The sequence below is a fragment of the Thermopirellula anaerolimosa genome (assembly GCF_054657335.1).
Genome location: NZ_BAAHYX010000004.1, coordinates 1,124,655 through 1,142,797 on the forward strand (window position 1 = coordinate 1,124,655; position 18,143 = coordinate 1,142,797).

The following is an 18,143-nucleotide window of genomic DNA, read 5'->3' on the forward strand; positions in this document are numbered from 1 at the left end:
CGATGGTCTTGCATCCCTGGATAAGATCTCAAATTCAGGCAACCGCGGGGGAGGCCTTGCGGCAAGCGCTCAGCGAGTCGCTCCACGGGCCGGATCGGGAAACCGATCAGGCCGGACCCGGCGATGGCCGCCAAACCGTGCCGGAGTTTTCCGCCCGGGTGGGTATCGTCGTGGCTCTTCCCTCCGAGGCCGACCCGCTGCGAAGACGCATGGAAAACCCGATCGAATTGGCCGGCGACGGTTTTTCCGTTTCCACGGGCAGAATCGGCGGATGCTCCACGGCGATCATCCGGGCCGGTCCCGGCGCCGAGTCCGCACGGCGGGCCGCTTCCGCCTTGCTCATCGGCCATCGCCCGCGCTACGTGCTGGCCGCGGGTTTTGCGGGCGGATTGGTCCCCGACCTCCGGCGATACGACATCCTCCTTCCCGACGTTCTTCTGGACGACTCGGGCAAGAAGCTAAGACTGGATACGCCGCGCGCACCCGGTGAAGAACGCCCCACTTCGGACGGCGCCCGAATGTGGAAGACGGGACCGCTACTTACCGTGCCCCGTGTTGTGCGGGAACCGGAGGAAAAACGCCGACTCGCGGACGACTTCGGGGCCTGGGCCGTCGACATGGAGACGTTCGCGGTGGCGGAGGTCTGCCGTGCCGCCAAGGTCCCCATGCTGGCCGTGCGCGTTATCTCCGATACCTGCGAAGATCGCCTCTCCAAGGAGGTCGAATACCTGCTTGCCAAACGGCATGTCGCCCAACAGGTCGGTTTCGTGGCCGGTGCGGTCCTCCGCCGCTGGGCGACGATCAAAGAGCTTTGGCGACTGTACGAGTACTCCGTCAAGGCCGGCGACCGCCTGGCCGACTTCCTCGTTTCCGTATTACCCAGTTTTTCCTAATGCTTGCGGCCGAAAGGTCGAGGCATGGTCGGATGGAGGGAAACCACCAAGATGGCACAACCGCGTCCCATGGAGTTGGGCTTGGACGGTCGGGACCTCATCATCGCCTGGACCGATGGTCAACGAAAGCGGTACACGCCTCAGCGGTTGCGTGCCCTATGTCCCTGCGCCGGTTGCAATGAGACAAGGAGACACGCCTCGCCCGCTTTGCCCCTCGACTCGCCCCTGACCGACATCCCCGAGACCGTCGCCTTTCACATGGTGGAACCGGTCGGCAACTACGCCTACAAGATCGGCTTCAGCGACGGGCACGATACGGGTATCTATACCCTGGAAAAGCTCTACCAATGGGGCGAGACTGCGTGATCGCCGGAAGGCGGCGTCAACGCGGACCGGCACCGCGTCCCGGTGCTCGCCGCCAAGCGGGTCGCTCCGGCGGGACCAAGACCGTCAACAGTACTGTCAACAGCGCCACCGCCGTGTACGCCGTCACAAAAACCCACGGCGGCGCTTCGCAGAACAGAATCCGATCGATCCAATGACCGACGAAGGAGCCTGGGTACACCTCGACGTTGGCGAGGGTTCGCAGATATTTTTCCAGCGTGGTCAGCGGGCACTCGATTCCCAACCAGGCCTGATAGGCCACAATCCCGATCATCGCCAAATGAATGACCCGGGGCCAAAACCGCCGCACCCACTTCCAGCGGAAAACCGCCCCCAAGGGAATCAAGACGAGACCGATCAAGACCGTCGCCACATAAGCGAAGTGCACGGCGATGACCACGTCCGCAAGGTAGGCATAAACGCGCATGGGTTCCGCGGACCTCCGGCGGGGAATGCACAGCGACCGGAACGGTAACCGATGGAGGCAACACCGCTTGCAAATGCGCCTCCCCACGCAGGGTAAGAGCGAAACGCCACAAGTCCCAATACTTCGCCCAGGGGTCGCCTGCGAGCAATCGCTCCCCATAAGGTTAGATGCAACAAGGCGGCCCGTTATTCCCCAAGGCATGGGAACGGTGGCGGAGAACCGGATAGAACGCCCGCGGCGTGCCCTATCCGCGGCGTAGGTGCAACCCGCTTTGCCGAGGCGGACCGGACGCAAGCAAACTCGCTATTCTCGAATCCGACACCGGTCCAAGATCTCGCGCGGGGACGCAAGATATCCGCTGTAGAACGGGCCGAATTCGGCGTACCTGGCGCTGGCCTCGTCGTACCGCATCCGATAGACGATATCTTTGAGAAACTGCGGGTTCCGCGCCCAAAGGGAGACTCCCCACTCCCAATCCTCCAGGCCGATGCCGACGGTCACCAACTGCGTCACTCGCCCGGCGAAGGCGATCCCGCTTTCACCGTGTTCGGCCATCAGGCGTTCCCGCTCAGTGAAATCGAGGAGAAACCAATTCGCCTCCGGTAGGCGGCGCTTGTTCATGGGGTAGAAGCAATAGGCGGGCCAACTCGGCAAGTCCGGTTGAAGCCGCTGTTTCCGCATGTATTGCAAGCGTTTTGCGTACTGCGCGAGACGATTCGCGAAATCCTCATCGCCCCGCTTCAAGCCCTCTTCCTCCAAGCGACGGGCATAGCGCTCTTCATCCGGCAGGTATTCCGATACCTCCGTTAGGGAGACGAACGACCAGACCGGGCAGATGGCCGGTCCCAGCGAACCGAATAGCAAATCCTGATGAACGGCATCGAGCTTCAGCGGGTCGGGATCGAGCATCATGATGCCGAAATCGGCCTTGTGCCCCATCACCAAAAACGTCTGCATGCGGAGGGGAGCCCCCTGCCGCTCCGGTGACAAGAGATCGCAAAACTCACGGCAACCGTCCGCCCGCTCCGCCGGGCTTAGGGTCCTAAATCGCATCCGGTCGAAACGATAGAAAACGTGTAGGCAGTGCCAACCCTCGATCGGAGTCAAGGAAATCTCCGGTCGCGGCGCTGATTCCGGACGATCGCTCATAGTCTTGTAATCTTGTGTTGCTATCCGAGGAACAAGTTGCGGCCAGGGGACTTCCGTCGGCATCGCCGCGCAACGGTCCGTCACGCGATGCAGCAAGTCGCTTCGCCGCGTGCGGCTTGAGAGCCAATCGGCTTGAGGCTATTGTTGCGGACAAGGCGAGGTTCGGACAAGCGGCAACCGTCGCAACGCGGCCACGCCCTTTAATTCCGCCTCGCTGAAGGCGCCGACGCGCCGTGCTCGGCGAGCATACGCACTGCGGAGAAAAACCGCTCCAATTGCGACTGCGGAGACTGCGAGAAGATTTCAGGCATGCCATCCCCGCGGATGACAAGACGCCCCTTCGCTACAAGGTAGCGGCGGAGGGTGTCAGCCCAAGAGTCGCTGGACACTTTCGATCAAGCGATCCATCGGGAAGGGCTTGCGGATGTAGTCGTCCACGCCCAGCATTTCGGCGTATGCCTTGTGGCGATTTCCCTCATTGGCCGTGATCATGATGACCCGCGTGGGCACCTTGCGGGTCTGCCGCAGGCGTTCCAAGACGAGGAAACCGCTCCGCTTGGGCATCATCATGTCCAGGATGACCAGATCAGGGTCTTGGGTGTCGGCCAGGTTCAAACCTTGGTTGCCGTCACGGGCGACCAAGATGTCGTAGCCCAACGCCCCTAGGGCGATCCGCATCGATTCGACGATTTCGGGATCGTCATCGACCAGCAGGATGCGTTTTCGCTGAACGGCCTTGTCGCGGGAATCCAAATCTTGAGTCATGGCGGCGTCCTCGGCGGGGATATTCTTCGTCTCGGCACATCCGGAGGGGTACAACGCGGCGGACCTTTACAAGCTGGAAGGCGGGTCGGCGATCCCAAGGATCGCCCCACTGCATGACTCCATCCGGCACCCTGGGCTGGACCCGCCTTGAATTCATCGGTTCCCAATTCCAACCATCATCTTGCCGCATCGCCGGTCGTCACGCAAGCGGGAAAAACCACTCTTTCATGCTATACGGCCCTACCACCAAGGACTATAATGGAGCGGCTAGCGGTAATCAAATCTCCTAAGTCGCCCGGCGCCGAATCGGATTTGACTTCCCCATTCCAAAGGGTCATGATGTGAAATACGGACGGTCGGGGCGGGTCGCGGAACTTCTTCTCCCGAAGATGCGTCTTAAACTACGGATTGGCCGTGAACGACATCGAACAACTGATCCAGGCCACGCTGCAAGGAGACTCGGCGGCGTTCGGGCGGTTGGTGCAAAAGTACCAAGACCGCCTGTACAACACCATGCTCCACGTGGTCGGTGATCCCGATGAATGCCTGGATGTTGTTCAAGAGGCCTTCGTCCAGGCATACATTAATCTGGCATCGTTCGAGGGTCAGAGTGCGTTTTACACCTGGTTGTATCGCATCGCGTTCAACGTAGCGGCGACCCACCGCCGCAAAAAAAAGCCGGTCCAATCGGTAGACGCCGTCTATCACGAGTCGGGACGCCAGATTCCCGATCGGGGCCCCGCCCCCGAACTCCCTCTGGAACAGGAAGAGCGCTGCCGTCGCGTACGAGAGGCCATCGCGACCTTGAACGAGGAGCATCGGGCGATCCTCGTTCTTCGCGAGATCGACGGTTGTTGTTACGAGACCATCGCCGAAATACTCGACGTCCCTATCGGCACGGTCCGTAGTCGGTTGCACCGCGCTCGATTGATGCTTCGCGAAAAACTCAAAGAGGCCTACGCAGACCTGCTGTGAATCATTTGTCATCTGGTTGCATATCAATCCCTGCGCCAACAACTTCATCGAGAAATAAGACATTTTTTGACAAATCGCGGAATTGAGGGAACTTTACAACCCGGATCGGGCATCAAAGACGCGGATCGGCAAGGAGCGTTTTGGGAAAGATGGTATTTCTGGCCCTGAAGGTCTTGGCCGCCGTTCAGCTCCTCGCCGGCTTTGGGTCGGATCGAATGCGACGAGCGGAGTGACGATAGGAAGTATTGTGGGAATTCCACCCACCGAACGAGCCGTACCATGAAAGACGTGCCGGAAAACGAACTGTTCAGCGCCTACCTCGACGGTGAGCTCACCGCCGAAGAACAGGCCCAATTCGAGCAGTTGCTGGCCGGCAGCGAGTCCGCGCGAAGACTTCTGGAAGAGCTGCGCATTCAGGCGAATCTGCTCCAGTCCCTGCCCCGGGTGAACGCACCGGTGGATTTCGCCGATCGGGTGTCGGGCGAGATCGCCCGCCGAAAGGGAGAGGGCGAGCAAATTCGCGGTTCCTCCGCATCTAGTCGTTCCGAATTGACGGAAGCCCCTTCCGTCGGTTCGATCAGCCGAGAGGAAAGGTCCAATCCAACACTCTCGGATGCCCCGTGGAGCCCGGCAGGAATTTTCCGCCGAATTCTTCAGCCCAGGAATTTGGGCTGGGCCATGATCGCGGCTTCCCTCGCCGTGGTGATTTTCTTGATGGACGCCGCTCGGCAGTTCCACGATCCCCGCGACGGCGATGTTGCCCTGGCACCTCAAAAGCAAGCGGGTCCGGACAACCCCGGGTCGCCCGGTGGCGAGATATCGCCACTGCCCGGCGAGGTCGCCATGGAGTCCGCGGAAGAGGCTCGCGGCGGTGTTGCTGAGGTCGAGGCACCCCGCGTGGACGCTGCCCGGCCTGAAACCTTGCCGGCCGCGCGATCCCACCGTTCGGGTCTCGCTCTCGACTCCGCCGATAGGACGGCCCACGCCGGACCTCAAGCCGCAACGTCCAACTCAGCGGAAGCCATGGGTCGCGGTGGATTTGCGCTCCGAGGACCGGGTCCGGCGGCGGCACCGATGGAGGTCCAAGCGGCGGACGACGCCCCAATCGCCCGTCCGAAGTCGGCGGCAACCGATTCCGGCGCGACCATTGTGCGGCAATACGAGGTACAAGGCCCCCCTGCCATGCCGCAGGTGCCTCAGGTGATGCCCGTCGAAATCGTGTGTCGATTGACGCCTCAGGCCGATCCCCAAGCGGTGGCCGCCCGCGTGATTCAGCGACGCAACTCCGTACCCGATTCGGCGGAATCGTACAACGGATGGGAGTTCGCGGCGGCGCAGACCCCCGTCCCCAACGCACGCAGTGTCAAACCGACCGAACCCGCCGACGTCATGGCAGTCCCGCCGGCGCGATCCGCTCCCCTTGCCGCGGAATCAGCGGAACCCGGTGTCGAAACGCGTCCCGAAAGCGCGGGCGGATCGCTTGGCGGCCCGAACGTTCTCATCCGTCGCGGATCCGGTGAGAATAGCGGCGAGGTGATCGTGGAGTTCACCGGCGGGCTTTCTCAGATCGAAGCGGTGTTGGCGGAACTGGAACGTGAACCGGCCCAGGTCGCCCAGATCACGCTGCCGACCACGCTGGGACTGGTGCAGGGACGGATTCGTGAGGCGGCATCTGAAGGGATGATGGGTGCCGCGCGGCGAGCCTCACCCAAGGCCGTTCCATTTGCGGCCGTTCCGCCCGCGCCGTCGGCGCCCGACGCAACACCGGAGCGCGAAGGGGCCTCCGCAGATGGCCTAGCCTCTCCGCCTCGGCAAATACCGACACCGCCCATCTACCACGTGACGATTCGACTGGTACCGCCGGGGGATTCGCAGTCGCAGGAACCCTCCCCGCCCGCCGCCGAAGTCCCTAAGCCCTAGCAATACCGCAGCGAACACAGTCCCGCTGTGCTCCGCAGCCTCACCCCGTCCCGGGTGATCGTTCGCATTCTCAGGCTCGTCACTTCCTCGCACGGAACTTGCCGACGGTCGATCAAGTCCGGGCTTGTTCCGGCGACTTTCGGCACCGCCGTCCGCCGCTCGAACGACTTGCCGGCAGGGCTTAGGTCGCCGCCCTCGCGTCAACGGGTAGCCTTGTTGCGGCCTTCGTGATACTCTGATGTTAGGAAGAAGGGTGGAACCGAATGCCGCGAAGGGGCAGTATGCGGCGGGGAAAGCCAAGCGACCTCGCCCTTGCCGGCGGAGTCCGCCCGCCGGTTTGCGGAATCCCTCACCATGACGGTCGAACAGTTTCTTGAGCTTGTCTTGCGCAGCCAACTGGTGGAGCGCGACCGGTTGCAGCGATTCTTAGCGCAACTGCCGCCCGAGGTCAACAAAAGCACATTGACCGCGGAGGAGATGGCCGATCACCTTTGCCGCGCGGAATTGCTGACCCGCTGGCAAAGCCAAAAGCTGCTGGAAGGCCGCTACAAGGGGTTTTTCCTGGGCAAGTACCGTCTCTTGGACCACCTGGGCACGGGCGGCATGAGCAGCGTGTACCTGGCCGAGCATGTCTTGATGCAGCGCCGGGTCGCCATCAAGGTGCTTCCCAAACACCGCGTGCAGGATTCGTCCTATTTGGCGCGATTCCATCGCGAGGCGCAGGCGGCGGCGGCCTTGGACCACCGCAACATCGTCCGCGCCTACGACGTCGACAACGACGGCGTCAACCACTATCTGGTGATGGAATACGTCGAGGGACGCGACCTTCAACGCATCGTGCGACAAGACGGCCCGCTGCCCGTTCACCTGGCGGCCGACTACATCCGCCAAGCGGCGGAGGGGTTGGCTCACGCTCACCAAGCGGGCCTGATCCACCGCGACATCAAGCCCGCCAATCTCCTCGTGGACGGGAAGGGCACGATCAAGGTTTTGGACTTGGGACTGGCGCGGTTTACCGCGGACGAGGGGGCCTCGCTGACCATCGCCTACGACGAGAACGTTTTGGGGACCGCCGACTATCTAGCGCCGGAGCAGGCCGTCAACAGCCACGGCGTCGATGCCCGTGCCGACATCTACAGCCTGGGATGCACGTTGTACTTCCTTTTGACGGGCAGACCGCCATTTCCGGAGGGAACCCTCCCCCAACGGCTGATGAAACACCAAAGGGAAAAGCCCCCGGATATTCGCGAGGCAAGGGCGGACGTGCCCGAGGACCTGGTCGCCATCTGTTTCAAGATGATGGCGAAAAAGCCCGCCGACCGTTACGCCTCGGCCGAACAGGTCGCCGCCGTGCTGACGAAGTGGTTGACCGATCACGGTTACAACATTGCCGACGGGAGCGGTCGGGGAAGCGCGATCGTGCAAAGTCTCCGCCATGAGGCCTTACCCGTTGCGGACAAACCCGCCTCATCGACCAACCTTCCCTCGGCCAAGCCGTTGACCGGCACGCCGTCGCCGAGCCGCGCCGAGGGCAAACCGCAGACCGGCGAGGCGACCGCGGAATCCCCACGCAAGAGCGGGGCCGTGCCTGTCGTGAAAAAAGACGGCGGATCCAAGACGGACACGAGCAAGCCGCCTTCGCTTCCCGTCGCCAAGCCCCTGGAAGAGTCGCGACCCCCGCCCCTCGATTTTCCGGGACTCCACATCGAGGAGGACCCGCTCTTGAACTTGGTTCGCTCGGGACACGTGACGGGCAGAACACGCTCCGGCGCTCCGCCCGCCCCTTGGTGGCTCTGGGCCGTGGGCGGTCTGGGATTGATCGCCTGCCTGGTGCTGGCCGCCTACCTCTTTTGGTTTCGAGGCTGAGGGCGCAGACCTAATCACTTCCCCCGCCGACATCGCGACGGAAGCTCTTCAAGGTCGAGACTTCGCCCGGCGCCTCAGCGACCGCTGTCCACCAAGACGGGAAGTCGGCTGAATAGATAAAACGGCCGAGGGATCGCGGCATCAAAGAGGACCCGCCAGTCCCATTCCGCGTGCGGCAATCGCGCGCTCATGGTCTCTCCCAACAAAAGGTCCCCCAAGGTCGGCTCGCGCCGATACCGAATCACGTTGACTTCATCCGCATCGAGGCCGGCCAATTCGATGGCCCGGTCCACAGCGTCTTCCAGGAATCCGATTTCGTCCACCAAACCGGAATCCTTGGCTTGTTGGGCGGTAAATACCTGCCCCGTAGCCAGTTTGTCCAACTCCTCGGGTTTTTCGCGAAACCGCGGTCGGCCTTCGCGGACAATTTCTTTGAATCGCGTAAAGCTGTCATCCACCAATTGTTGGAAGATCGCCCGTTCTTCATCCGTCATCGGGCGCAGCAAGCTACCCATCCCTTTCAGTCGATGGCTGGCGATGGAATCCTCCTTGATTCCCAGCTTGGCGGCCAATTCCGCGGCGTCGTAGTGCGGGATGATGACGCCAATCGAACCGGTCCAGGTGGTCGGTTCCGCAAAAATGCTCCTCGGGGAGTCGCCCACCGCCATTGAGATGTAGTAGCCCCCGCTGGCGGCGACGGAACCCATGCTGACCACCACCGGGATGTCCCGCTCGTTTCGCATCTTCTTCAGGTGGTGGAGAATGTAATCGGAACCGGTCACCGTACCGCCCGGCGAATCGACTCGGAGGACCACGGCCTTGACGCTCTTATCCTTCATCACCTGGTCGATCTGATCCTTGGCGAAACCCTCTCCGTCCAGGATCAAGCCTTCCAGAGAAAGTATCGCCACCTTGTCCGAAGCCGATGTGTTGTGCGAAAAATGCTTCTCCCGCACCTTGCTAGGCTCCAGGCCGGAAAGACCCAAGGCACCCAACAGCAGAACGTTGGCAAAGAGCGAGCCCATCAAGAACAGCGAGAGCAATACGATCAAAATCGTCCTCCCCAAGGCGGAAGGTCGATGATAGCGCCCGGGATCCTGCGGAATGATTTCCGCGTTCACGACGCCGTCCGGAGGATAGGAGGAACTCATGAGGGCACCTTTTTTTCGACTGAGGCCGAGATGTCGAGTCTTTCGGTAAAGGAAAGCATCGGGGGCAAGAAAAGCCCGCACGCCGGCGCGCCAAGCCAGGCCGTCCCGGCAAGGCCGAACCTTCGCCACGACGACAAGCGGGGATCGACACCGCACCGGCAAACTCACCCAACCTATTGTAGCTCAAAAGGCGACCCTAAGTGCCCCCGGAGATAGCGGCGAGGAGCCCTCCCCCCTACGCCGAACAAGAGTCGTTCCCAATCTCTCGCCGCGACGGAGATGGCGGCGAAACGCCCTCACAAATCAGCCTCGCCGGCCCCCCCGCCGATCGCCGAAGCGCAAGCCCGGTGTTTGTCATTGCAAAAGGCCGGCCCACGCCGGGACCGGCCTTGGCATCCGCGTTCCATCCCACGAATCGGCCTACCGTGTCGCCTCTTCCACGACGACCAATCCCAAGTCGATGTACTGCCCGCCCGAGCTTTGATGGCAGTGGACCGCCACGACGTTCCTTCCGGGCTTGAGAGAGCCTGCCGCGTCGAGAGGAACCACCTGATAACTCGTCGTGTAACCGGAGAGAGTCGCGACCTTGCGCCCGTTGAGAAAGACCTCGGCATCCTCGTCATGATGGATGATGAGTTGGACTTCGCCTTCTTTGGGCGGCGTGGACAAGTCGAAGGTTCGCCGCAACCAGATGTCGGCCGTTTTCCAAGGGGTGCGCACGACGGCGCCGGGCGTCCCCTCCGCTCCAAAGCCGCCGGGGCCGGTCTTCCAGTTCGAATCGTCGAATTCAGCCGCCGTCCACTCGCCGGGCGGCGTCTCGAGCGTATAGCGCCAGGTTTGCGGTTCCTGTTCCGAAGTCGGCACCAGCAACGAAATCTTGGGCGGCGGCAGGTAGAGTTTGCGGGCGGACGCCGCGGCGCGCTCCACGTCCACCTTCGCGACCTCTCGATCGTAGGTCATCAGGCCGTTGACCTCGATTTCAACGTCCGAGGTCTGCGTATACACGGCGGCGCACAAACCCTGCCCGACCAGCGGGCGCAACTTCGCCAAAAGGTTCACATACGCGTCGGTCAGGCTCTCGCGGTCGGGGTAGGCGACATAACCCCAGTTCTTTTCGGCTTGCCAGGTGTGACCGGCCAGAGGAAGCCCCAGTCCGCCGAACTCGCCCAGCACCCCCGCCCGACGCTCCTCCACCGGTCGCATACCGGGTCCCGGGTAATTGTGCATGTCCGAAAGATCGCCGCAACCGTTATCCGTCCAACCGCTGGCCTCGTTGACCAGGCGACTCGGATCGTACTCTTGAATCCAGGAGACGATGTCGCACGTATCGTGCTGTCCCCAACCTTCGTTGAAAGGTACCCAAACGACGATGCTCGGATGATTCCAACGGGCGTCGATCATGGCCTGCAATTCGCGGCGAAAATTCGCCTTGCTCGCGGCGTCGCGACCGCTGTCGCCGGAGGGCATGTCCTGCCAAACCAGCAGCCCCAACCGGTCGCACCAATAGTACCAGCGCTCCGGTTCGTACTTGACGTGCTTGCGGGCCATATTCATGCCGTACTTCTTGGTCATCTCGATGTCGTACTTCAGAGCCTCGTCGCAGGGCGCGGTGTATAATCCGTCCGGCCACCACCCCTGGTCCAGCGGTCCGAACTGGAACAAGGCCTTGCCGTTGAGCATCATGCGGGGAATGCCCTGCTCATCCTTGGCGATTTCGATTTTTCGCATGCCGCAATAGCTGCGAACCTCGTCCGTTACCCGATCGCCGTCCAGCAGCGAGACCTTCAGATCGTACAAGTTCGGTTCGTCGGGCCACCACAATTTCGGATTCTCCACCGGAACCGCGATCATGTCACCCGAGCGGCCTTGAGCTTGCGAAACGACCTGCCCATTCCACGAAACTTCCACGCGAACGGGACGGACTCCCTCCGCTTGAACCGTCACAAGGACCGCGCCGCGATCCACGTCCGGCACGATCTTCAATCCCTGGATATAGACGGCGGGGACCTTTTCCATCCACACGGTCTGCCAAATGCCGGTCACCGCCGTGTACCAGATGCCCTTCGGTTGAAGAACCTGCTTGCCACGGGGTTGAGAACCGGCATCCGTCGGATCCCACACCGCGACCACCAGTTCATTTTCGCCCGGCTTGAGTGCCGAGGTGGCGTCGAACGTGAAGGGATCGTATCCGCCTGTGTGCTGCCCCAGTTGCTTACCGTTAAGCCAAACGGCGGCCTGCCAATCGACCGCGCCGAAGTGCAGCAGCAGTCGTTCCCCCTCTTGCAACTCCGGCGATAGGAAGGTGCGGCGATACCACAATCGCTGCTCGGGTGAAACGGACTTGCGGACTCCGCTCAGGGCCGATTCCACCGCGAACGGGACGAGAATCTTGCCGTCCCACGCCTCGGGCTTTCCGGAATCTCTCGGAACGATGGCGTACTCCCACAGCCCGTTCAGATTCGTCCAGTCGGGGCGTACCATGGTGGGGCGAGGGTACTCGGGCCAGACGTTATCGGGCGTCACTTGTTTCGCCCAACGGGTGAAGAGCGGGTTGTCCGCGGGCTTCCAATCCTGAGCCGAAATCGAACCGACCGCGGTTCCTAAAAACAAGATCGTGATCCAAAGTCGCATCATAAAACCGTGCCTTTCTCGTTGTGGTGCCGATGACGTCCGTCGCCCATCGCCCTCTCTGAGACCGAAATCTCATCCCAAGCACCCCAAGATAGACGCCCCGCCCGCCCAACGCAAGCAACCAGTGCGCAAACAAAATCGTACCGTAGCGCCGACGGATTTCTCGATACACGGTGCCTGCGCGGTGTCGTTCCGCTTAGAAATCCAAGGCTCCCCCCTTTCTGAACGCGAGTCTTGAACGAATCGGATCGTCCGAGGGTGTCCCATCCTCCGAGAATAGGGAAAACAGCTCTTTTGCGTTCCCGTCGCAAAAAAGGGAAATGCATCAACGTAACGAATTACGCAATCATCTTGAAAACATGGGAAATTTGTATTGGCTGCGGAAAAGAGCTTCGTCCGTTTGCGCCGATCCGTCCGATGCTTCAAGACGGGGGGATACCCTCAATTTGCGTGTGTGGGATGCGCCGCGACGAGATGCCGACCGGAATAGGCGAGCGGATTGCCCAAAACCCATCGCCGAACACATAACGGCGCGGCCTACGGCTACCTCGAGACTTACGTTTCATTCACGGAGGGCGTACTATGAGGCGACTCAACGGAATGTGGTGGTTTCTGGGAGGGTGTTTGGGCGCCCTGATCCTCGCCCCATGGGCGGGTGCTCAAGGGTTCCAGCAATTGCGACCCATCGATCCCTCCTACATGGTGGGCGGCAACTATGCCGCCGCAGAGCCGCAAACGGCAAATGCGGACGAATTGGCCCAGCGGGTGGCCGACCTCGAAAAGGCCCTCGGCGAAATGAAAGCCAAGGAGGCCGACGCGAAAAAGAAGGCCGCTGAAAAATACTCCGTCACCGTCGACGGTCGGGTCTTCGTCGATAGCGTCTTTTTCGGACAAAGCGCCGGCAGCGTTGCCGCCTTCGGCGACGCCCAGGATACGGTGCAATTTCGAACCGCCCGGTTGGGTGCGCAGGGTTCCGGATTCGACGTCTTCGACTACAAGATCGAGGTCGATTTCGCGGGCCGCGACAGCACCAACGACCAATCGACGTCGTTCAAGGATGTGTATCTCGGCATCAACGATCTGCCGTTTCTGGGGCGAGTCCAGATCGGACACTTCAAAGAACCCTTCAGCATCGAAGAGCTGACCAGCTCCCGCTACATCACCTTCATGGAGCGGAGCTTGCTCAACGTGTTCGCACCGCAACGGAACGTCGGCGTCGCCGCGTACCGGGTCTCGGAAAACGAGCGTTTCACCTTCGCCTTCGGCGGCTTCCGGACCATCGGCGACAAGCCCCCGTACGTCGCGGACGACGACGGCGGCTACGCCTTCACGATGCGGGGCACATATCTGCCTTGGTACGATGAGGCCACCAACGGGCGCGGCTTGCTGCACTTGGGATTGGGCTACAGCTATCGCGACGTGGATGACCCCAATCAGCGAATTCGGGCTCGCGCCGAGACCAATGTCGGTCCCTACATTCTGGATACGGGCGTCATCACGGGCGTCGAGGACTTCCAGTTACTGGACCCCGAAATCGCCTTCGTGTACGGTCCGTTCTCCGTGCAGGCCGAATACATCGCCGCGTTTTACAATCGCGCCGGTAACGACGCCGACTTCCACGCCGCGTACGTCCAGATGAGCTACTTCCTGACCGGAGAACACCGCCCCTACGATCGCAAGAAGGGCGCATTCTCCCGAGTCAAACCGTTCGAGAACTTCTTCCGCGTCCGTACCTGCGACGGGAACATCGAGATGGGCAAGGGTGCGTGGGAACTGGCCTACCGCTACTCGTGGCTCGATCTGGACGACGCCGACGCCGGGGTATTCGGCGGCAACAGCAGCGACCACACCGTGGGCGTGAATTGGTACCTCAACCCCTACACGCGGCTGATGTTCAACTACGTTTACGCCCAGGTCAGCCCGGCGAACAACAACCCCGACAGCGACCTCAGCGTCTTCCAGATGCGTGCCCAGTTCGACTTCTGACGGCACGCCACCCAGGCTTTTTTCCAGGAGAATCGTGAGGGTAACGAGAAACACCAGCTTCAGCAGTCCGCGAGTTCGCTCTGCTGAGAAGGAGTGCGAAAGATGAAAACGATCGGCGTGATGGCACTGATGGTGGGGCTGTGCTGGGGCATCCCGGCGGCGGTCCGGGCCCAAGACGCGGATTGCGGTGCGCCCGGTCGCTGCGCGATCTGCGGCCAACCCGGTCCCTGCCAGCAAAAGGTCTGCACAATCCAGTGCGGAGTGGAGAAGGTCAAGAAGTCGTGCTGGTGCGTGGAAGTGTCGGACATCTGCACCTTGCGGCCGACGCTTCCCGGGCATGCCGACTGCAACGACCCGGCCTGCGGTTGCGACTTGGGAACGGATTGCGCCGGTGGTTGCGGAGAAGGCGTCTCCTGCGGCGATTCGGGATGCGGCGCATGCGGCCGAACCGGCTTGCTGGGCCAGTTGGGCAAATGCCCCAATCCCGTGATTCCGCCTCAACCGGGAAAAGCCCGGACCATCAAGAAACTGGTGAAGAAGGAATACACCGTCGAAAAGCCGGTGTATAAGGCGGTGGTGCAATGGGTGTGCGCCGACTGCCTCGCGGCCAAGGCCTGCGGGGCGTGCGCGGGCGGAAGCGAGCCTGCCCCGGCCGTCGAGGAAAGCAAGCCTTTGCCTCAGGCCCCGGCACCGGATCCGGCCCCGGCGGAAAAAGCGGATCAGGGCGCCCAGCAGACGGCCCTTCTGGCCCCCATGCCGCCCCTCCCGCCCTTGCCGCCCATTAACTGAGGCGAAAAGCGAATCAGGACTTGACGGAATCGAATACGGTTCTTCAATAGCCTGACTTTCGTCGTGGACCTTTCGACCGGCGACCGATCTCGAATCGGCGCCGGTCTTTTCGTTCTCGGACGTTGCCGGCGTCTCGGTTCCGGGCCACGCATCGGCCCTTCCGAAAAAATTGGAGCGTGCCCGGAGGCTTGGATTTTCGCTCTTGCCAAAATCGCGGCGTTGACTTTCAATGAGGGGGTCTTCAGGATCGCCCCTTTCCCGCAACTTCGTTTTTGCGATCTTTCGAGGCCGTGCGAGGTCGCCGCGGTTCGGTCCCATCCACGCCGGGCCGCCGAGTCCGCGCCGTCGGTTTTCGGTCGCCGCAGTCCCGGATGGTAACGGGCGACCGACCAGGAATGGATTCCGCTGGTCACTCAGGAGGAGAAACGGTGCACGAACGGGCTTGCGGCCATCGTTCGCTCCCTTCCCGCGGAGCGGTGATCGTAATTTTGGCGATCTTCCATCCTTGGTTGGTACAGGCCGTCGCGTCGCCGCCCCACCCCCTCGCCGGGCAAACGGTCTTGCTCGACTTCTACGCCTCGTGGTGCGGTCCTTGTCGCGAGATGGTCCCCACTGTGACGGAATTGGAACGCCAAGGCTATCCGGTGCGACGGATCGACGTGGATCGCGAGCGGGAATTGGCGCAACTATTCGGGGTCCATTCTCTTCCCACGTTCATCATGCTGGTGGACGGACAAGAGGCCGGGCGATTGATCGGCGGGCAATCGTTGTCTGCGCTGGCGGAGCTTTGCCGCCGTGCACCGCGTCCCGCCCCGTCCGTCGCGCCGTCCGCACCGACACCAACTCCTCCGCGGCAGGCGGCACCGACCGGCGCCACCGAGGCGGGTAACGTTTTGCTCACGAACACGCGCACGGGTGTTGGCACCGGCAAGCTGCCCGGCCTGATGGAGGGCGTGCGCTATGCCTCGACCGCGCAAGCCGATCTCACTGCGGTCACGGTTCGCATTCGCATTGCCGACGAGACCGGTCGCTCTACCGGGTCGGGAACCATTATCGATGCCCGAGGCGGAGAAGCCCTGATCCTGACGTGCGGTCACCTCTTCCGGGAATCGAAGGGGAAGGCTCCCATTCGCGTCGACTTGTTCGGACCGCAACCCGTCAGTGATTTGCCGGCCGAGTTGCTCGACTACGATGAACGTCTGGATTTAGGATTGATCACAATCCGTCCGCCCTTCCCCGTGGTAGCGGCACGGGTAGCGCCGCCCGGCTTCCCCCTTTCCCAGGGTGACCCCATCTTTACGGTCGGTTGCAACGGCGGCGATCCCCCCACCGTAAGACAAGGCAAAATCACGGCCCTCAATCGGTATTTGGGACCGGCCAACATCGAGGCCTCCGGGGCGCCGGTGACCGGTCGCAGCGGCGGCGGTCTGTTCTCCGCAGAAGGATTCTTGATCGGCGTGTGCAACGCCGCCGACCCGCAACTCGATGAGGGCATCTACGCCGCTCTCAAAGAGATTCACGGTCGGTTGGACCGCATGGAATTGAGCTTTGTTTACCGAAACCTGCCGGTGGAGGACGTTGCGGTGCCGACTCCGCCACTGGGTCGTTCGCCCGGCGTGGCGGCGGTCAGCGCCGTTCGCGGCGACGTCTCCACGGTCATCGGAGTCGCCCCCCGCGAAACGACCGGCGACAACGATGTCCCATCTAATCCGGTCGGGCGGACTGCCGTCGCAGCAGGCGACCAAGCGGCCGCGCCCGATTCCGTTTCCACCGCCTTCGGTCGCGACCATGCGGCGACACTGACCGCGCAAAGCGGTATGCCGCTGCCCATTCCCGTGGACGATCCGCCGCTTCAACCCGTCCGCGGTCCGGAGCGAAGCAACGATCGCGGGGCGACGGCCATGCTTACCCCGCCATCCCGAAACCCCGGGATAAGTTGGAACAACGTCGCCTTGACGCGGGAGAGCATGCCGAATCGCTCTGCCGTCGCCCAGCCCGAGAGGCCGTCCGCGACGCCGGTCGGCTCGGAGGGGCTGACTGCCGAAGAACGGGCAGCGCTTGAGGAAATCGCTCGACGCCGTGCTCAAGGCTACGAAATCGTCTGCGTTGTGCGTCCTACGGATAATACGAACAGCCCCAGTGAAGTCATCGTCTTGCGTGACGCTTCGCCGGCCTTCCTGGCCGCCCTGCAACGCACGACCGCAACTGCCCCCGCGCCAGCGCCTCGGGTAGCCGGCCCGACGACCCCAACGCGAGGCAGCGCCGCCGTGTCGTCTTCCTCGGCGGTTGCAACCACCGGCACGCCTGCCGCCACGCGTGCCCCGGGCGTCACCGCCGTGCTTCCCGCCGTGGTATTGCCGGGGCCTGTTCGGTAACCAGACTGCCGCTCACGGTCGTCGCAAATCTCACCGCACCGAGCACGCAACGACCCAACCGTTGGCGCGGACCGAACCGAAAAACCATGTCGCGACGAGCGGCCCGTTACGGTCCACGCTCAGGGGCACCGCCTGCTTCACCGCCAAACCCGCCTTCCGTAGGTCGCGTTGCAGTTCCCGCCAGGTGAACGCGTGAACGAAGACGTTCGCCACGCCGTGATACTCGAAGAAGCGATCCCCGAAGTCCCCGCGCCGAAGCAATCGCGTTTGGATCCAATGCCGCCATAACCAAGCGCGACCGGCGGGTGTCAGCAGGTTGTACCAGACATTGTGAACGTGCAAGATGAAGATCCCGTCGGGCTTCAAGATGCGTCGAACGTGCATCAAGACCCTTTGCCGGTTTTCCCGCCCGTGAATCATCCCCAGCGTACTGAAAAGACACAAGACATAGTCGGCTGATAGGTCCTTCAAGCACCCCAATTCCACCAAGTTCGCCCGCAGAGTTCGCACCGTGACATTGGCAGCGCGCGCTTTCGCCAGCACGATTCGCAGCATATGGGGCGAGAGGTCCACACCCACCGCGTAGAAGCCCCGTTTGGCCAACGGAATCAAGGCCCTCCCCGTTCCGCAACCCAAGTCCAGCACGACACCCGGCTTGCGACAATGTCGGGCGATTACTTGCTCATCGAATAAGAACAGTCGACTGCCCGCGATCGTGTCGTCATATTCCTCGGCGATATGGGCCGCATGGGCATAGTCCCAGACTCCCTTCGCCACTCCCGGCGGGAGGAGCCATTCCGGACGTGATCCATCCTTCTCGGTCACCGGCCCC

15 protein-coding genes are annotated in these 18,143 nt (G+C 62.2%); 9 read left to right on the forward strand and 6 right to left on the reverse strand.

Translation table 11 applies throughout. The annotated features are described in order from the left end of the window. Positions 1–2 precede the first annotated feature (2 nt). Together ACYQ6J_RS04795 and ACYQ6J_RS04800 are read left to right on the forward strand one after the other, a co-directional pair. The gene (locus ACYQ6J_RS04795) at positions 3–893 is read left to right on the forward strand and encodes a phosphorylase family protein (protein WP_460183308.1); all 891 of its coding nucleotides are present in this window, start codon (positions 3–5) and stop codon (positions 891–893) included. 51 nt (positions 894–944) lie between these two features. After that, positions 945–1,259, forward strand: coding sequence for a DUF971 domain-containing protein (locus tag ACYQ6J_RS04800; protein ID WP_460183057.1), 315 nt, complete (start codon positions 945–947; stop codon positions 1,257–1,259). Between the two features lie 16 nt (positions 1,260–1,275). Here the strand turns inward: ACYQ6J_RS04800 and ACYQ6J_RS04805 are convergent, their stop codons facing one another. The 3 genes from ACYQ6J_RS04805 to ACYQ6J_RS04815 form a co-directional block, all read right to left on the reverse strand. Continuing rightward, positions 1,276–1,704, reverse strand: coding sequence for a DUF2784 domain-containing protein (locus tag ACYQ6J_RS04805; RefSeq protein WP_460183058.1), 429 nt, complete (start codon positions 1,702–1,704; stop codon positions 1,276–1,278). Positions 1,705–2,007: 303 nt separating this feature from the next. Then, entirely contained in the window at positions 2,008–2,853 is an 846-nt protein-coding gene (gene hemQ, locus ACYQ6J_RS04810; protein ID WP_460183059.1) for a hydrogen peroxide-dependent heme synthase, read from the reverse strand. Positions 2,854–3,219: 366 nt separating this feature from the next. Then, a complete protein-coding gene (locus ACYQ6J_RS04815; protein WP_460183060.1) occupies positions 3,220–3,618 on the reverse strand; it encodes a response regulator transcription factor in 399 nt (132 codons plus the stop codon). On the opposite strand from ACYQ6J_RS04815, the gene ACYQ6J_RS04820 reads away from it, so the two are divergent. From ACYQ6J_RS04820 to ACYQ6J_RS04835, 4 genes are all read left to right on the forward strand, one after another. Then, entirely contained in the window at positions 3,617–3,769 is a 153-nt protein-coding gene (locus tag ACYQ6J_RS04820; protein ID WP_460183061.1) for a hypothetical protein, read from the forward strand. The genes ACYQ6J_RS04815 and ACYQ6J_RS04820 overlap by 2 nt on opposite strands. A gap of 263 nt (positions 3,770–4,032) precedes the next feature. After that, on the forward strand, positions 4,033–4,593 hold the full coding sequence (locus ACYQ6J_RS04825) for a sigma-70 family RNA polymerase sigma factor (protein ID WP_460183062.1): 561 nt from the start codon (positions 4,033–4,035) through the stop codon (positions 4,591–4,593). A gap of 279 nt (positions 4,594–4,872) precedes the next feature. Then, entirely contained in the window at positions 4,873–6,513 is a 1,641-nt protein-coding gene (locus tag ACYQ6J_RS04830) for an anti-sigma factor family protein (protein ID WP_460183063.1), read from the forward strand. Positions 6,514–6,867: 354 nt separating this feature from the next. Further along, positions 6,868–8,379: a serine/threonine-protein kinase gene (locus tag ACYQ6J_RS04835; RefSeq protein WP_460183064.1), complete on the forward strand. Its 1,512-nt coding sequence runs from the start codon at positions 6,868–6,870 to the stop codon at positions 8,377–8,379. A gap of 74 nt (positions 8,380–8,453) precedes the next feature. Here ACYQ6J_RS04835 and sppA read toward each other — a convergent pair whose 3' ends face one another. Next, a complete protein-coding gene (gene sppA / locus ACYQ6J_RS04840; protein WP_460183065.1) occupies positions 8,454–9,530 on the reverse strand; it encodes a signal peptide peptidase SppA in 1,077 nt (358 codons plus the stop codon). Between the two features lie 420 nt (positions 9,531–9,950). Then, a complete protein-coding gene (locus ACYQ6J_RS04845) occupies positions 9,951–12,164 on the reverse strand; it encodes a glycoside hydrolase family 2 protein (protein ID WP_460183066.1) in 2,214 nt (737 codons plus the stop codon). A 579-nt stretch (positions 12,165–12,743) separates the two neighbouring features. Between ACYQ6J_RS04845 and ACYQ6J_RS04850 the strand changes: the two genes are divergently transcribed. The 3 genes from ACYQ6J_RS04850 (at position 12,744) to ACYQ6J_RS04860 (ending at position 17,311) form a co-directional block, all read left to right on the forward strand. Next, positions 12,744–14,147, forward strand: coding sequence for an OprO/OprP family phosphate-selective porin (locus tag ACYQ6J_RS04850; RefSeq protein WP_460183067.1), 1,404 nt, complete (start codon positions 12,744–12,746; stop codon positions 14,145–14,147). A 102-nt stretch (positions 14,148–14,249) separates the two neighbouring features. Beyond that, positions 14,250–14,936, forward strand: coding sequence for a hypothetical protein (locus ACYQ6J_RS04855; protein WP_460183068.1), 687 nt, complete (start codon positions 14,250–14,252; stop codon positions 14,934–14,936). 428 nt (positions 14,937–15,364) lie between these two features. Beyond that, positions 15,365–17,311 (forward strand): trypsin-like peptidase domain-containing protein, encoded by a 1,947-nt coding sequence (locus tag ACYQ6J_RS04860; protein WP_460183069.1) that lies wholly within the window; start codon positions 15,365–15,367, stop codon positions 17,309–17,311. A 30-nt stretch (positions 17,312–17,341) separates the two neighbouring features. Here ACYQ6J_RS04860 and ACYQ6J_RS04865 read toward each other — a convergent pair whose 3' ends face one another. Continuing rightward, positions 17,342–18,136 (reverse strand): class I SAM-dependent methyltransferase, encoded by a 795-nt coding sequence (locus tag ACYQ6J_RS04865; RefSeq protein ID WP_460183070.1) that lies wholly within the window; start codon positions 18,134–18,136, stop codon positions 17,342–17,344. Positions 18,137–18,143: the final 7 nt, after the last annotated feature.

Coding starts and splice junctions, on each gene's coding strand:
- hemQ (WP_460183059.1), bottom strand. CDS start 2,853: ATGAGCGATCGTCCGGAATCAGCGCCGCGACCGGAGATTTCCTTGACT.
- ACYQ6J_RS04850 (WP_460183067.1), top strand. CDS start 12,744: ATGAGGCGACTCAACGGAATGTGGTGGTTTCTGGGAGGGTGTTTGGGC.
- sppA (WP_460183065.1), bottom strand. CDS start 9,530: ATGAGTTCCTCCTATCCTCCGGACGGCGTCGTGAACGCGGAAATCATT.
- ACYQ6J_RS04855 (WP_460183068.1), top strand. CDS start 14,250: ATGAAAACGATCGGCGTGATGGCACTGATGGTGGGGCTGTGCTGGGGC.
- ACYQ6J_RS04845 (WP_460183066.1), bottom strand. CDS start 12,164: ATGATGCGACTTTGGATCACGATCTTGTTTTTAGGAACCGCGGTCGGT.
- ACYQ6J_RS04800 (WP_460183057.1), top strand. CDS start 945: ATGGCACAACCGCGTCCCATGGAGTTGGGCTTGGACGGTCGGGACCTC.
- ACYQ6J_RS04830 (WP_460183063.1), top strand. CDS start 4,873: ATGAAAGACGTGCCGGAAAACGAACTGTTCAGCGCCTACCTCGACGGT.
- ACYQ6J_RS04795 (WP_460183308.1), top strand. CDS start 3: ATGGTCTTGCATCCCTGGATAAGATCTCAAATTCAGGCAACCGCGGGG.
- ACYQ6J_RS04820 (WP_460183061.1), top strand. CDS start 3,617: ATGGCGGCGTCCTCGGCGGGGATATTCTTCGTCTCGGCACATCCGGAG.
- ACYQ6J_RS04815 (WP_460183060.1), bottom strand. CDS start 3,618: ATGACTCAAGATTTGGATTCCCGCGACAAGGCCGTTCAGCGAAAACGC.
- ACYQ6J_RS04805 (WP_460183058.1), bottom strand. CDS start 1,704: ATGCGCGTTTATGCCTACCTTGCGGACGTGGTCATCGCCGTGCACTTC.
- ACYQ6J_RS04835 (WP_460183064.1), top strand. CDS start 6,868: ATGACGGTCGAACAGTTTCTTGAGCTTGTCTTGCGCAGCCAACTGGTG.